The organism is Roseateles albus, from assembly GCF_028595345.1.
Taxonomy (GTDB): domain Bacteria; phylum Pseudomonadota; class Gammaproteobacteria; order Burkholderiales; family Burkholderiaceae_C; genus Paucibacter_A; species Paucibacter_A albus.
In genome coordinates this window covers 220,134-234,239 of sequence record NZ_JAQQXT010000006.1, presented here as the reverse complement: position 1 = coordinate 234,239, position 14,106 = coordinate 220,134, and the positions used below count along the sequence as shown (strand labels likewise).

Annotated in this window: 13 protein-coding genes; 8 read left to right on the top strand and 5 right to left on the bottom strand. The window is 63.0% G+C overall.

Features of this window, described 5'->3' with window-relative positions:
- Positions 1 to 8 precede the first annotated feature (8 nt).
- Positions 9 to 617, top strand: a complete 609-nt coding sequence (locus PRZ03_RS11830; protein WP_273600468.1) for an IMPACT family protein — start codon at positions 9 to 11, stop codon at positions 615 to 617.
- Positions 618 to 857: 240 nt separating this feature from the next.
- Positions 858 to 1,622: a PEP-CTERM sorting domain-containing protein gene (locus tag PRZ03_RS11825; protein ID WP_273600467.1), complete on the top strand. Its 765-nt coding sequence runs from the start codon at positions 858 to 860 to the stop codon at positions 1,620 to 1,622.
- 42 nt (positions 1,623 to 1,664) lie between these two features.
- Here the strand turns inward: PRZ03_RS11825 and PRZ03_RS11820 are convergent, their stop codons facing one another.
- Positions 1,665 to 2,447 (bottom strand): SOS response-associated peptidase, encoded by a 783-nt coding sequence (locus PRZ03_RS11820; protein ID WP_273600466.1) that lies wholly within the window; start codon positions 2,445 to 2,447, stop codon positions 1,665 to 1,667.
- A 42-nt stretch (positions 2,448 to 2,489) separates the two neighbouring features.
- Between PRZ03_RS11820 and speB the strand changes: the two genes are divergently transcribed.
- From speB to PRZ03_RS11800, 4 genes are all read left to right on the top strand, one after another.
- Positions 2,490 to 3,419: an agmatinase gene (gene speB, locus PRZ03_RS11815; RefSeq protein ID WP_263532654.1), complete on the top strand. Its 930-nt coding sequence runs from the start codon at positions 2,490 to 2,492 to the stop codon at positions 3,417 to 3,419.
- Between the two features lie 117 nt (positions 3,420 to 3,536).
- Positions 3,537 to 4,700 (top strand): FIST signal transduction protein, encoded by a 1,164-nt coding sequence (locus tag PRZ03_RS11810; protein WP_263532655.1) that lies wholly within the window; start codon positions 3,537 to 3,539, stop codon positions 4,698 to 4,700.
- Positions 4,701 to 4,768: 68 nt separating this feature from the next.
- Positions 4,769 to 7,933 carry a PAS domain-containing protein gene (locus PRZ03_RS11805; protein WP_273600465.1) on the top strand — a complete coding sequence of 1,055 codons (3,165 nt, stop codon included), beginning with the start codon at positions 4,769 to 4,771 and terminating at the stop codon, positions 7,931 to 7,933.
- Position 7,934: 1 nt separating this feature from the next.
- On the top strand, positions 7,935 to 9,017 hold the full coding sequence (locus PRZ03_RS11800) for an HD domain-containing phosphohydrolase (RefSeq protein WP_273600464.1): 1,083 nt from the start codon (positions 7,935 to 7,937) through the stop codon (positions 9,015 to 9,017).
- A 10-nt stretch (positions 9,018 to 9,027) separates the two neighbouring features.
- On the opposite strand, the gene PRZ03_RS11795 is transcribed toward PRZ03_RS11800, so the two are convergent.
- Genes PRZ03_RS11795 through queA form a run of 3 tightly spaced genes read right to left on the bottom strand, consistent with a single transcriptional unit; the run spans position 9,028 to position 12,227 of the window.
- Positions 9,028 to 9,909 (bottom strand): alpha/beta hydrolase, encoded by an 882-nt coding sequence (locus tag PRZ03_RS11795; protein WP_273600463.1) that lies wholly within the window; start codon positions 9,907 to 9,909, stop codon positions 9,028 to 9,030.
- A 17-nt stretch (positions 9,910 to 9,926) separates the two neighbouring features.
- Positions 9,927 to 11,114, bottom strand: coding sequence for an amino acid aminotransferase (locus PRZ03_RS11790; protein WP_273600462.1), 1,188 nt, complete (start codon positions 11,112 to 11,114; stop codon positions 9,927 to 9,929).
- Between the two features lie 57 nt (positions 11,115 to 11,171).
- Complete coding sequence (queA, locus tag PRZ03_RS11785) at positions 11,172 to 12,227, bottom strand: tRNA preQ1(34) S-adenosylmethionine ribosyltransferase-isomerase QueA (protein ID WP_273600461.1); 1,056 nt, start codon at positions 12,225 to 12,227, stop codon at positions 11,172 to 11,174.
- 133 nt (positions 12,228 to 12,360) lie between these two features.
- Here queA and PRZ03_RS11780 point away from each other — a divergent pair, with 133 nt between their 5' ends.
- Together PRZ03_RS11780 and PRZ03_RS11775 are read left to right on the top strand one after the other, a co-directional pair.
- On the top strand, positions 12,361 to 12,765 hold the full coding sequence (locus tag PRZ03_RS11780) for a TraR/DksA family transcriptional regulator (protein WP_273600460.1): 405 nt from the start codon (positions 12,361 to 12,363) through the stop codon (positions 12,763 to 12,765).
- Between the two features lie 36 nt (positions 12,766 to 12,801).
- The gene (locus PRZ03_RS11775; protein ID WP_263532662.1) at positions 12,802 to 13,182 is read left to right on the top strand and encodes a hypothetical protein; all 381 of its coding nucleotides are present in this window, start codon (positions 12,802 to 12,804) and stop codon (positions 13,180 to 13,182) included.
- Between the two features lie 18 nt (positions 13,183 to 13,200).
- Here PRZ03_RS11775 and PRZ03_RS11770 read toward each other — a convergent pair whose 3' ends face one another.
- Positions 13,201 to 13,947 carry a transporter substrate-binding domain-containing protein gene (locus tag PRZ03_RS11770; protein ID WP_273600459.1) on the bottom strand — a complete coding sequence of 249 codons (747 nt, stop codon included), beginning with the start codon at positions 13,945 to 13,947 and terminating at the stop codon, positions 13,201 to 13,203.
- Positions 13,948 to 14,106: the final 159 nt, after the last annotated feature.

Sequence of the window (14,106 nt, the reverse complement as noted above, 5' to 3'; positions counted from 1 at the left end):
ATGCTTGCATGCCCAACGCCATTGCCCAGCCCGTCCACAGCGAACTGATCATCAAGAAGAGCCGCTTTATCGGCTGCGTGGAAGCGATGAGTGACCGCGCCGGCGCCAGCGCTCGGGTCGCCCAGTTGAAGGCCGAGCACCCCGGCGCCGTGCATGTCTGTTGGGCCTTCTCGGGCGGCGGGCAGTCGGCGGCGGTGGACGATGGTGAGCCCAGCGGCACGGCCGGGCGGCCGATGCTGGAGGTGCTGCGCCACCAAGATCTCGAAGGCGTGCTGGCCACCGTGGTGCGCTATTGGGGCGGCGCCAAGCTCGGCGCCGGCGGCTTGGTACGGGCCTACACCGACGCCGTCGCGCAAGCGCTGCTGAAGGCCGAAAAAGTGCCCCTGGTCAAGCTGCAAACGCTGCGCTGCACGGTGCCCTATGCTTTTGAGGGCTTGTTGCGGCGCGAAATCGAAGCAGCGCAAGCACAGCTGACCGAGGTCTTGCATGGCAGCCAGGTCGAGCTGAGCTTCGCCTTGCCGGTGCCGGCGGCGGCCGACTTCGTGGCCCGGCTCAATGAAGCCGGCCAGGGCCGCATCGGCTGGCTTAAAACACAAACACAAGCCGATCCCGACTGAATCCAATCCGTGACGCCTGCGCTTGCTCGCTCAAAGCTTGCCCCGCCAATGGAAAGCTCTGGCCTCGGCCCTACAAAGCTCCAGCCGCAGGGGCCTCATTCAGGGGGGTGCTCGCCAATAAGCGAGCAGTAAGTCACATCTGGCGCGCAAGGCCCCGCAGGCGCGGGGTATCGGCCCAAGCCTGAGCCCCCTAGAGTCGCGCCAAATCACATTTCCCGCTGCGGTGGGCTCAAAAAAATCATGAAAAACCTACGCCTCCCACTGATCGCCTGCGCCGCACTAGCACTGACGGGCGCCGCATCGGCCGAAGAGCTGAGTCTCAAATTCACCGGTGTGAATGGCAAGAGCATCGGCCTATCGGGTCCCGACATCGCCCGCACCGTGAAAGCCGGCCTGATGGAGTTCAAGACCGACAAGAACACCAGCTTTTACGCTTATTGCGTGGAACTGAACCAATACGCCAGCTCCGATTCGCGCAAGTACGAAGTCACCACTTTCAGCAACGCCACCCAGGCCAAGAATTTGCAAGGCCTGTATTCGGCCACCAGCCTCTACACGGATGACAAGGCCATCGACACGGCCCGCGAATATGCGGCGTTCCAGTTGGCAGTCTGGGAAATCACCCACGAAACCAGCGGCAAGCCGCTGGCGACCACGGCCTACAACGCATCCAAAGACAGTTACGGCCAAACCAAGTGGACCCCCAACGCGAACCGCGGCGATTTCTATCTGCGTCAATATGCTGGCGTCAATTACAGCAGCGCAGGCAGCGACACCGCCTCATTCGCGGCCCTGGCTGACTCTTACCTGAGCGCTGCCGTCAGCTACACAGGCAAGAGCCTGTTCGAGATCAAGAAGCTCCACAACGGCAGCTACCAAGACTATGTGACGGCAACCAGCGTGCCCACTCCTGTGCCCGAACCCGCGAGCTACGCGCTGATGGCTGCAGGCTTGCTGGGCATGGGCCTGGTCGCCAAGCGTCGCCGCTCACAGCGCAGCGCTTAAGAGCACTGGCTGAGTTGCACGAAGCCCTCGAGGCTCGCTGCGTCAAATCAGCGAGCCCTGCGTCGGCCCCGGATCGCGGCGCAGGCGGGCCAGCAGCTCATCGGTGACCTGCGTCACCGCCGGGTCGAACAAATCGGCCGGCGGCCGGCGCAGCAAAGCTTGCGCCTCGGTCAGCGGCGCGCGCAGCCAAGCGTCCCAATGCTCGGCCGCAATGGGAATGGCTGAGCGTTTGTCTTGCGCATCGGCGGGCAGCTGCGGGTCGGGTTTGTGCAGGCGACTCAGCAAAGGGTGGCCGTCGCAATTCATCGTCAGCATTGAATAATTGGGCAACAGCTCACCGGTGTTCGGGTTGACCCATTCCGACCAAATCCCCGCCAGCGCCCAGGGCGCCCCATCGGCGCGCCGCAACTGCCACCAGATATTGCGCCCGGTTTCCCAGTTAGGCTCCTGATAACTTTGCGCCGGGATCAGGCAACGCCGCCCGAGCGCCCAAGCGTCTCGGTAGGTCGGCCGCTCGGCCACCGACTCGATGCGGGCATTGTTGGTCAAAATCGCCCGCGAGGCCGGCCGGGGCTGCAAAGCATGCGGCGCGATCATGCCCCATTGGCCGGCAACAGCTTGCCGCTCACCGGCTGCGTTAGCGCGAATCATCACGCCTTGCCCAAACGGCCCGACAGCCACGCCAGTCCCCTCGGGCAGCGCCGCTCCCGCAGCAACGATCAGCCTGAAGTGGCGCTCGATTTCCTGCTTGGACGAGACATGGTAGAGATTGCACATGCGGCGCACTTTAGCCGCTTGCGCGTTTGCATTGGCCATTACCATCATGGCTCTGGCTCGTTCAAAGACAGCCGCAAAGTGGACGCACACATGAGCAATTTCGCATTCCTGAGCAACAACACCTTCATGAAGGTGGCAGCCCGCGCGGCGCAGCCTTTTGCCATCGCCGGCGTCGCCTGGGACGGCTGCGTCACCAACCGGCCCGGCGCACGCTTCGGGCCGCGCGCCATCCGCCAGGCCAGCCATATGCTGTGCGACGGCACCCATCCGCTGTTTGACACCACGCCCGAAGGCGCCCTGACCGATCTGGGCGACCTGCTCTTGCCCAATACCAGCTTGGACGCGATGCGGGCGGCGATGCTGCCGCTGATCGCGCCGATGATCGCCAGCCATCACATGGCGTGGTTGGGCGGCGACCACTCGATCACGCTGCCGCTGCTGCGCGCCTACAAAGCGCATTACGGCCGGCCGCTGGCGGTTGTCCATTTCGATGCCCATTGCGACACCTGGACCGACCATTTCGGCGAGCCCAGCGGCCATGGCACCTGGGTCTATGAAGCAATCCAGGAGGGCTTGGTGATACCCGAGTGCTTTGTGCAGTTCGGCATCCGCTCGGCCGGCCAGCGCGAGGCGCGCGACTATGTGGCCGACCAGGGCGGCTTGATTTACACCGCCCGCGCGCTGCGGGGACTGGAAAGCCCTGCCGCTTTAGGCAGCATCTTGCAAGCCGTGCGCGAGCGGATGGCGGCGCATGGCCATCCGCCGCTCTACCTGAGCCTGGACATCGACTGCCTGGATCCGGCCTTCGCGCCGGGCACCGGCACGCCCGAGCCCGGCGGCATGACGACCAACCAGGTTTTCAGCATCCTGGAAGACCTGGTGCCGCAGCTGAACTTCGTCGGGATGGACTGCGTCGAGGTGGCTCCACCCTATGACCACGCCGAGCTGAGCAGTTACGCTGCGGCGCAGATGGTCTGGACTTATCTCTGCGCTCGCCTGGCTGCGGCAGGCTCGGTCTGATCTATCCGCCAAGTGGGCAATTGACGCCCATTTTTACCGCCGCGCGGATGCAGCCCTCATGCAAAATGGCGCGCTCAGGCCTTGGCCGGCTCATCACCATGACAAAGGACTCGCTCCATGAAAGTCGCACAGATCACCTTGCGTGAACAGGACGATATCGATGGGGCCTTGGCCGCTTGGTCTGCTTCGCTACCGGCGCCAAGTCTGGTGTTGGCCTTCAGCGCCATTCCTTTATTGAAACGCTTGAGCCCGGCTATCGCCGCGCAATTCCCCACGGCGCTGCGCATGGGTTGCTCAACAGCCGGTGAAATTTCCAGCGCCGGCGTGGGCGACGACAGCTGCGTGCTGACTGCGCTGCGTTTCGAAAACGCCGGCAGCCACGCGCTGCAGGCTTCGACCAAGCTGGCCGATATGGCCGACTCCGAAGCCGCCGGCCGCCGCTTGGCCGAGCAACTCCCGCAGGCCGGCCTGCGCGCCGTCTTGTTGCTGGGTCAAGGTGTCGCCGTCAACGGCAGCGCCTTGATCGCCGGCATGACAGCGGTGCTGGGTCATGGCGTCACCATCACCGGCGGCCTGGCCGGCGATGCAGCCGCGTTCAAGGAAACCTGGGTGCTGAATCAAAGCGGCGTTCACACCGACCAGCTGGTGTGCGTTGGTCTCTATGGCGAGGCCCTGGTCTTCGCCCATGGCTCCTTCGGCGGCTGGGCGCCGTTCGGGCCGGCGCGCCGCGTCACCCGCTGCGCCGGCAATGTCTTGTTCGAATTGGACGGCGAGCCCGCGCTGGACGTCTACAAACGCTACCTCGGCGACTACGCACGCGACCTGCCGGCTTCGGGCTTGCTGTTCCCCTTCGCGATGCTGGGCAGCGACCACAACGAGATCGGTTTGATTCGCACCATCTTGGCCGTGGACGAGTCGGTCGGCAGCCTGACCTTGGCCGGCGATATCGACCCCGACGGTTACCTCAAGCTGATGCATGCCAGCACCGACGCCCTGGTGGGCGGCGCCGAAAGCGCAGCCCAAGCCGCTGCGGCCGCGGCCGCCATGGCCGCACAGGGCGAAGGCCAGGGCCTGGGGATCTTGGTCAGCTGCGTGGGCCGCAAGCTGGTGATGGGCGGTCGGGTCGAGGAAGAAATCGAGGCGGTGGCCGATGTGTTCGGGCGCTCGGTCGTCTTGACCGGCTTTTATTCCAACGGCGAAATCAGCCCCTTCACCGGCAACCTCGAATGCAAGCTGCACAATCAAACCATGACGATCACCTACCTCGGTGAGCGCCTCTGAGCCCCATGCCAAGCTCGCGCTAGGCCCTAGTTTCAGACCCAACGCCCAAGCCCGCAAATTCAGCCACGATGCACAAGCTGCTTTCACGCCAGATCAAGCGCCTGCTGGGCAGCGACGAGGCCCAGTTGCCCGCCTTGCTGACGGAGCTGGCCGAACTGGCGCAACAGCCCAGCTTGTCACCGGCAGCGGCCAAACTGCTCCTCGGCCTGGGCGGCATGTTCGAGCGGGTTGACGGCGCTTATGAACAAAGTGATCGGGACCTCGACCTGCGCACGCGCAGCCTGGAGCTCAGCTCGGTCGAGTTGAGCGGCGCCTTCGACCGCATTCGCAAGGAACTGGCCAGCCGCACACGCGCGATCGAGTCGCTGCGTGCCACCGCGCAAGGGCTTTTGCAGTCCACCGGCAACACGCCGGCGGCGCTGCAGGATGACAACGATCTGGAGGCCTTGTCCCAGCTGATGGCCGAGCTGGTGCGCCAGCGCGAGGACAGCCAAGAAAACTTGCAACATGCGCTGGACGAGCTGGCAGACCAGAAGTTTGCGCTCGACCAGCATGGCATCGTCAGCATCACCAATCTGGCCGGTGATATTACTTATGTCAACGACAAGTTCTGCCAGATCAGCGGCTACCGTCGGGAAAAACTGTTAGGCCAGAACCATCGCATGATCAATTCGGGCCTGCACCCGGAGGCCTTCTTCGCCAATTTGTGGTCCACCATTTCGGCCGGCCGCGTTTGGCATGGCGATGTCTGCAATCGCGCGCAGGCTGGGCACCTCTATTGGGTGCAGGCAACCATCGTGCCGCTCAAGGGCAAGTCCGGCAAACCCGAGCAATACATCGCCATCCGCACCGAGATCACCGAGCGCAAGAATATGGAGGCCGCCGTCAAAGCGGGCGAGGCCCGGCTGCGCCACATCACGAATACGGTGCCCGGCGTGTTGTTTCGCTGCCAAGTCAATCTGCAAAGCCGGCACATCAAGTTCAGCTACGTCAGCGACCGCCTGAAGGAGATTCGCGGCCTGGAGCCCGAGGCCTTGTTGGCCGATGGCCGTTTGGCGGTGGCGCAAATTGCACCGGAATTTCGCGAGCGCTGCGTGCAGGGCGTGTTGAACGCGGCCCGCGTGCATGGCCCCTGGCGCGATGACTACAAAATCATCCTGCCCGACGGCAGCCAACGCTGGCTGCGCTCCGAAATCCGCCCCGAGCCCGATCTGGCCGATGACGGCGCCGTCATCTACAGCGGCATCTGGCAAGACGTGACGCAGCTCAAAGAAGCCGGTGCGCGGCTCAGAGACATCACCGAGAGCATCCCGGTGGCGGTGTTCCAGGCCTACACCTCGCCCACCGGCTGGCGCTCGATGCCGTTTTGCAGCCCGGCGATCACGCGCATCTGCGGCGTGGCGCCGGACGATCTCGTCCAGGACGCGCAAAGCTTGGTCGAGCAGGTGGATGCCGATGACGCCGCCGTCCTGGCGGCCACCTTTGTTGAATCGGCGCAGAGCCTATGCGCCGTGACGATGGACTTCCGCATGCGCCACAAGGTCAGCGGCGCGCTGGTTTGGGTGCATGGCGAGGTGCAGCCCAAACGTGCCGCCGATGGCGGCATCGTCTGGAACGGATACCTGACCGATATCAGCGAGGCCAAGCAGGTCTCCGAAGAGCTGCGCCGCGCCAAAGAGGGCGCCGAGGCGGCCAACCGCGCCAAGAGCGACTTCCTGGCCAATATGAGCCATGAGATTCGCACACCGATGAACGGCATCATCGGCATGACCGAGCTGGCCCTGGATGACGCCGTCGACACCGAACAACGCGACCATTTGCTGGTGGTCAAAGACTCCGCCGAGGCCTTGCTGCGGGTCATTAACGACATTCTTGACTTCTCCAAGATCGAGGCGGGCAAGCTGCAGATCGAGTCGATCGCCTTTGATCTGGAGGCCACCATCCGCGACACCCTCAAGCCGCTGGCCCTGCGCGCCAATGACAAGGGCCTGGAGCTTTTGTGCAGCCTGGCCCCGGACTTGCCACGGCAGCCCTTGCTCGGCGACCCCGGCCGGCTGCGGCAAATTTTGATCAATCTGATCGGGAACGCGATCAAGTTCACCGAGCATGGCGAGGTGGCTTTGGAGCTCAGCCTGGCCGCTGGCACCGAGGAGTCGCCCAGCGTCTTGTTCACCATTCGCGACACCGGCGTCGGCATACCGGCGGAAAACCTGAACTCCATCTTCGACGCTTTTGCCCAGGAAGACAGCTCGATCACCCGCCGCTTTGGCGGTACCGGCCTGGGCCTGACGATTTCCTCCCGCCTGGTCGAGGCGATGGGCGGCACGCTCTGGGTCGACAGCGAACTGGGCCGGGGCAGCAACTTTCACTTTGCCCTGCCCTATGCACTGGCTGGGCAGCAACTCGCCGAGGCGCCGGCGAGCACTCGGCCCGAGCCTGCGGCAGGCTCGCCGGGCCCGCAGGCCGACGATGGGCTCGATGTGCTCCTGGTCGAAGACCACCCGGTCAACCAGCAGCTGGCCACCACCTTGCTGCAGCGCAGTGGCCACCATGTCAGCTTGGCCGAGAACGGCCAGCAAGCGCTGGATATGCTGGCGCAGCGCCGCTTCGATCTGGTCTTGATGGACATGATGATGCCGGTATTGGACGGCCTGGAGGCCACGCGCCGCTTTCGGGCCAGCGAGCCCACAGACCGGGCACGCACGCCCATCCTGGCGATGACGGCGCGCGCCACCGCGGCCGATCGCGAGCTTTGCATCGCGGCCGGTATGGACGATTACCTGTCCAAACCCTTTGACGTCAAAGCCTTTCAATTGATGGTGCAACGCTATTTGCCAGCGGCCAGCACCAAACCGGCCCTGCCGGCCCAGACCATGCCGGCCCCGATCGAGGCCACGCCGAGCTTCGACTACGCGCAGGCGCTCAAGGAGGCCGATCAAGACGTGATCTCCATCATCAGCTCTATTTTTGTGCGCCGCTGGCCGCTCGAGGTCGAAAAGCTGGATGCCGCGCTGGCGGCGCAAGATATCAACGCCCTGCTGCATGGCGGGCATGCCTTGAAGGGCACTTTGGGCATGTTCAATGCCCGCCCTGCCGCCAATATGGCGCGACAAGTCGAAGAGAAGGCCGAAAAAAGCAGTATGGTCGGCATGCCCGAGTTGGTAGCCGCGCTCAAACTCGAAGTAACGCGGCTGCTGCAAGCCTTGGCCCAACATCCTCAAGCCGGGAACTGATATGCACGATGATCAAGTGAAACGGCAGGTCTTGATCGTTGACGACAACGAGATCAATCTGACCCTGTTTGAAGCGCTGGTAAGCAAGCTCGGCGAGATCGAAGCCAAGTGCTTTGCCTCGGCCACTGAAGGCCTGGCCTGGGCGCAGCAATTTCAACCCGACCTGATCATCGTCGACTACATGATGCCGGAGCTCGACGGCGTGCAATTCATCGAGCGCCTGCGCGCCACCCCCGGCAAAGACAGCGTGCCCATCTTGATGATCACCGCCAATGATCAAAAGCCGGTGCGCTACCGCGCCCTCAACGCCGGTGCCTCGGACTTCTTGATCAAACCGATCGACAAGGTCGAATTCTTGGCGCGCAGCAGCAATCTGTTGGCCCTGAGCGAGATTCGCCGCAAGCTGGACGACCGCGCCGCCTGGCTGGCCGACGAGGTGCGCCAGGCTACCGCCAAGATCGTCGAGCGCGAACGCGAGACGGTGATCCGCTTGGCCAAGGCGGCCGAGTACCGCGATCCCGAAACCGGCGCGCATATCCTGCGCATGGCCCATTACTCACGTTTGATCGCCAAGGGCCTGGGCCTGAGCGAGGCCGAGCAAGATCTGCTGCTGCAGGCCGCTCCGTTGCATGACATCGGCAAGGTCGGCATCAGCGACGCCATCCTGCTCAAACCCGGCCGCCTGACACCGGCCGAATTCGAGTTCATGAAACAGCACGCCGCTTATGGCGCCGAAATCCTGAAGGACAGCAACTCCAGCATCTTGCAAGCCGGCGCCGCGATTGCGCTGGGTCATCACGAAAAATTTGACGGCAGCGGCTATCCGGCCGGCTTGGGCGGCGAGGCCATCCCGATTTTCTGCCGCATCGTCGCGGTGGCCGATGTGTTCGACGCCTTGACCTCGGCGCGCCCCTACAAGGCGGCCTGGTCACTCGACGATGCCGTCGCCCATATCCGGGCTCAGTCGGGCAGCCATTTCGACCCGGCCTGCGTGAAGGTTTTCTTTGATTTGTGGCCCGAGGTCTTGGAGATCCGCGAGCGCTTCAGGGACGACGACTGGAGCAGCTTGTTGGCGCCTTTGTAAGCGCATCGGCTCAAAGGGGTTTCAGGCCTTTTATAAAGGCCAAGACCTGCGCCGCCATCGTCGCAGTCGCTTTGGGCGCTTCAATATCGCCGGCCAGCACATGCTGACCCGCGCTTTCGCTGTAATCCACCTCGATCAAGCATTTGCTCGCGCTGCCTACGCGCTTGAAGGCCGCCCGCGCATCCGCCACATTGATGACGCTGTCACGCGGCGACAGCAGCATCAGCAAGGGCGCCGTGACCGCCTCCAGCTTGCTGGCCCTCACCTGCCTCACCAAGGCCATCATCGGGTCCAAGGCCGAGGTCGGGTACTCATGCGTCCAATAGCGCGCTTTGGTCGCATTGCCGGGCTTGTAGCGCATCACGCCACCATGCACCCAATGGATCAGGGCGCGGCCCCAGGACCAATTGATCAGCGCAGCAAAGCGGTCTTTGGGGCCAAAGTTGGGCGACACCAGAACCCAGGCCGCCACATCACGCCCCTGCGGCTGCAAGGCGGCCCAGGCCGCCAGCGTGGCGCCGGTTGAAGTGCCCATGACCAGCACGCGCTCGCCCAACTGATGACCCAGCGCCAGCGCCTCCAGCGCATCGGCCTGCCATTGCGCCACCGACATGCCGGCCATGGCCGCACCCGGCCGGCCATGGCCACTCAGCCGGGTATAGAAAACATGGCCGCCCAGGCCCTGCGCCACCAGCTCGGGCAACGGCGCCATCTCCTGGCGCGTGGCCGTAAAACCGTGCAGATAGACCACCGCCCAGGGCGCCCGCACGCGGCCGACTGCACCCCAGACGATTTGTTTCTCGGCCCCCGGCGTGACGTCATGCAGGCGCGCCTCGGCAGCGGCCAGATGGGCGTCGAGCTGATCGAGCTGCGAGGGCAGCTCGTCACTCACTCGTGCAGGGTCTGATTTCAGGCCAAAACGGCTGCCATCGCGGCGGCCGTAGCCTCGACGTTCTTGCTGTTCAAGCCGGCCACGCACATGCGGCCCGAACGGACCAAATACACGGCGAACTCTTCCTTCAGGCGATCCACCTGAGCGGCCGTCAGGCCGGTGTAGCTGAACATGCCGCGCTGAGTCAGGAAGTAGTCGAAATTGCGGCCCGGCAACTTGGCGCTGAGCACCTCGTACAAGGCATTGCGCATTTCGTGAATGCGCTGACGCATCTCGGTGACTTCACCTTCCCACTGCGAACGCAGGGCCGGGTCGCTCAGCACGCGTGCGACCAGCTGGCCACCATGCATGGGCGGGTTGGAGTAGTTGCGGCGGATCAGGAACTTCAGCTGACCCAGCACATTGACCGCCTGAGCGGCGTCCGGGCAAACCACGCTCAGCGCACCGCAACGCTCGCCATACAAGCTCATGCTCTTGGAGAAGCTGTTGGCGACGAAGAAGCTCAGGCCGGCGTCGGCCATGGCGCGGATCGCGAACGCGTCCTCATCGATGCCGTCACCATAACCTTGGTAAGCCAGGTCCAGGAAGGGCAGCAGGTCGCGCTCTTTCAAGACCGGGATCAGCTCATCCCACTGCAGCGGGCTCAGGTCCACGCCGGTCGGGTTGTGGCAGCAAGCGTGCATCAAGACCACGCTCTTGGCCGGCAGTGCCTTGATGGCGGCCAACATATCGGCAAAACGCACGCCGCCGGTGGCCGCGTCGTAATAAGGGTAGGTCTTGACCTCAATGCCGGAGCCTTCAAACACCGCACGGTGGTTGTCCCAGGTCGGGTCGGACACATAGATCGCGCTGTCGGGGAAATAGCGCTTGATGAAATCGGCGCCTACCTTGAGGCCGCCGCTGGAGCCGACGCTCTGTATCGTCACCGTGCGCTCCAGCACAGGGTTGCCTTCGCCAAACAAGAGCTTTTGCACGGCGCTACGGAAATTGGCCGCGCCTTCCATAGGCAGATAAGGCCGCGCACCGGCCTCGGCCACCACTTGCAACTCCGCCTTGCGGACCGAATCCAGCATCGGGATCTTGCCGTTGTCGTCGAAGTAAATACCGATCGACAGATTGATCTTGCCCGCGCGGGTGTCTTTCTGGAAAGCCTCGTTGAGGCTCAGGATAGGGTCGCCGGCGTAGGCGTCAACGTGGTGAAACATGGTCAGGGCTCCAAGCAAAGTGGGTCGAAACTGGAAACATTATCGCGGGGCTTGCGTTTACCGATCTTGCCGCTCCAGCAGCATCGCGTCGCCATAGCTGAAAAAGCGATATTTGGCGGCGATGGCCTGGCGGTAAAGCGCCATGATGGGCTCGTAGCCCGCAAAGGCGCTGACCAACATCATCAGCGTGCTTTTGGGCAGATGGAAGTTGGTGACGAGCCGGTCGACGACGCGAAACTGAAAGCCGGGCGTGATGAAAATATCGGTCTCGCGTGCGCCGGCCTGAAGCTCACCGCCCACAGCCGCCGACTCCAGCGCCCGCAGCGTGGTCGTGCCCACGGCCACGACCCGACCGCCGCGCGCCTTGCACGCAGTGATCGCAGCCACCGTTTCTGGCGTCACCTCAAACCACTCGCTATGCATCTTGTGGTCATCGAGCTTTTCCACCCGCACCGGCTGAAAGGTGCCGGCGCCGACATGCAGCGTGACATGCGCGGTGGCCACGCCGCGCTCAGTCAAGCGGGCCAGCAAGGCCTCATCAAAATGCAAGGCAGCGGTCGGGGCCGCCACGGCACCCGGCTCCTTGGCGAACACCGTTTGGTAACGCCGCACATCATCGGCCTCATCGGCATGCTCGATATAAGGCGGCAGCGGCACATGGCCATGCTGCTCCAGCAGCGCAAACGGGTCGCTGGGAAAGCGCAGATGGAACATCCCGTTGTCAGGGCCACAGCGGCCCAGCACCTCGGCGTCAAATGCATCATTGAAGCGCACAAAGCTGCCGGGCTTGGGGCTCTTGCTGGCGCGCACATGCGCCCAAACCTCCAAAGTGCCAGGGAGGACTCGCTCGATCAAGGCTTCCACCGAGCCGCCAGACATCTTGGCGCCATACAGACGCGCCTTGATCACCTTGGTGTTGTTGAAGACCAGCAAATCGCCGGCCATCAACAGTTCAGGTAACTCGTAAAAAACGCGGTCCACCGGCGGCTGGCTGCGGCCGTCCAAAAGGCGGGAGCCGCTGCGCTCGGGCGCAGGATGCTGGGCAATCAGCTCGGGCGGCAATTCGAAATCAAAGTCGCTGACGCTGTGAACGAAAACAGGTGTGGATTGCATGTGATGTTGAGGGCCGGACGGACCCGTGCCAAACAGAAAACTGGATTTGCATTTTCCCATGCTCGCGTTTGACGCAAGTCAAGTACTCGGGAACGCCTCGGTGCGACTATTTGTCCAAGGAGCTAAGCATTCAATGACTCATTCCCAAGACCTCACCCCCGGCCAGCGCGCGCTGATCGAAGCAGGTTTGCTGCAGCGCCAGCGCTCTTTGGAGCAAGAGCTGCAAACCCAGCTCGGTGCACAGGGCCGCGTCGAGCATGCGCGCGAGCAGTTGCTGCAAGACGGCGATGGCGAACAAGCCCATGCCGCCGACCGAGAAGTGGACTTGGCACGCAGCGACGCCAATCTTGAGGCCCTGCGTCAAGTCAACGAAGCCTTGCAACGCCTGCGCAGCCCCGAGTTCGGCCGCTGCGGCGACTGCGGCGAGGCGATCGCCTTCGACCGCTTGAAGGCCAACCCCCAGGCCTTGCGCTGCATCAACTGCCAAACCGCCGACGAACGCAGTCATGGCGGCGCCGCTGTCCACAACAAACTCTGACTCTTTTCTCTTTCTCAACCCTTCAAAGGTAAGCAAATGACAATGTTTCACGCCGTCGTATGGCTCGATCACCAAAGCGCCAAAGTCCTGCAATTTGACGAAGCCCATGTGCAGGCCGAAAAGGTCAAGGCGCACAGCCACCACACCAAACAACATGGCAGCGCCGTGCGCAGCGAGCATGAATATTTCGGCGAAGTTTGCGACGCGCTGAACGGCATTGAAGAAGTGCTGGTCGTGGGCTCCTCCACCGCCCAAGCCGACTTCAAGCATTACGCCGACAAGCACCGCCCGCAAACCGCCAAGCACATCGTCGGCTACGAGACCGTCGACCACCCCACCGAGAACCAGCTCATCGCCATGGCCAGAAAGTACTTCCTGAAGTACGACCGCATGGCCGGGACACCGTCGCCGATGTGAGTTAGATCACTAACGGAGCTAAGGCGTAGCGGCTTGGCAGTTTGCCGGCCGCACTTTTTTGAAGCGGCAGTCAAGCTCGATCAAAAAGTCGCGCGAACTGCCGTAATCGACGGCGTAGCGATCGATGATGGCCTCGGCTTGGCCATTCTGGTAGATCTCCTTGATGCCACGCTCAAACTGGTCGCGCAAGGCCTCGCTGCGAAATGCGAACCAGTATTTATTGCTCGCATTGAACAAGTCGTGAAAGGCAAAGTCGTTCAACACCGCCTGCTTGTCGCGACGGGCCTTGTCATGCAGGAGCCAAAAGCGAAAGATGTCCGGTTGCGACACGATCACATCGGCGCGGTCCAGGCTCAGCATCGCCGTCGGCAGATGGCCCGCAACTTCGATGTAGTCCTTGTTGGCGGCCGCCATCGCGGCAAACTCAGGCCCCAGAAAACGCTTGGCATTCTGGAATGTCACGACGCGCAGCTTGGTCATGGCTTCAATGCCATCTAGGCGAGGGAATTTGGCCTTCAAGGTGATGGCTTGATTTCCAAACGTCGTGACCGGCCAATGTGAGAGCACGCCGGGCTGGCCGCTATTGGGCTTAGCGCTGGTGTAGATGTCGATCCGGCCCAATTCAAACTCGCGCACCAAGCGCAGCGGCGGCATGTATTGAAAGCTACTGGCCACGGACTCGGCCGCGAAGGCGGCGCGCAGCAAGTCCACCAGCAGACCGGAGTCCTGCACAGGCAAGGTGAAGGGTTGAATGGAACTGGTCACGCCGATGCGTACGGACGAGCCGCCGGCACTGCAGTTCAGAGCAGACAGACAAAGCGCAAATCCGATCAAGTACCTTTGCAACGGGTGCCCCTATCGATGAATATGGCTTACCGCCATGGTAGCCAGTTTTCGGGCAGCAAGAAGTCCATCACCCAAGCC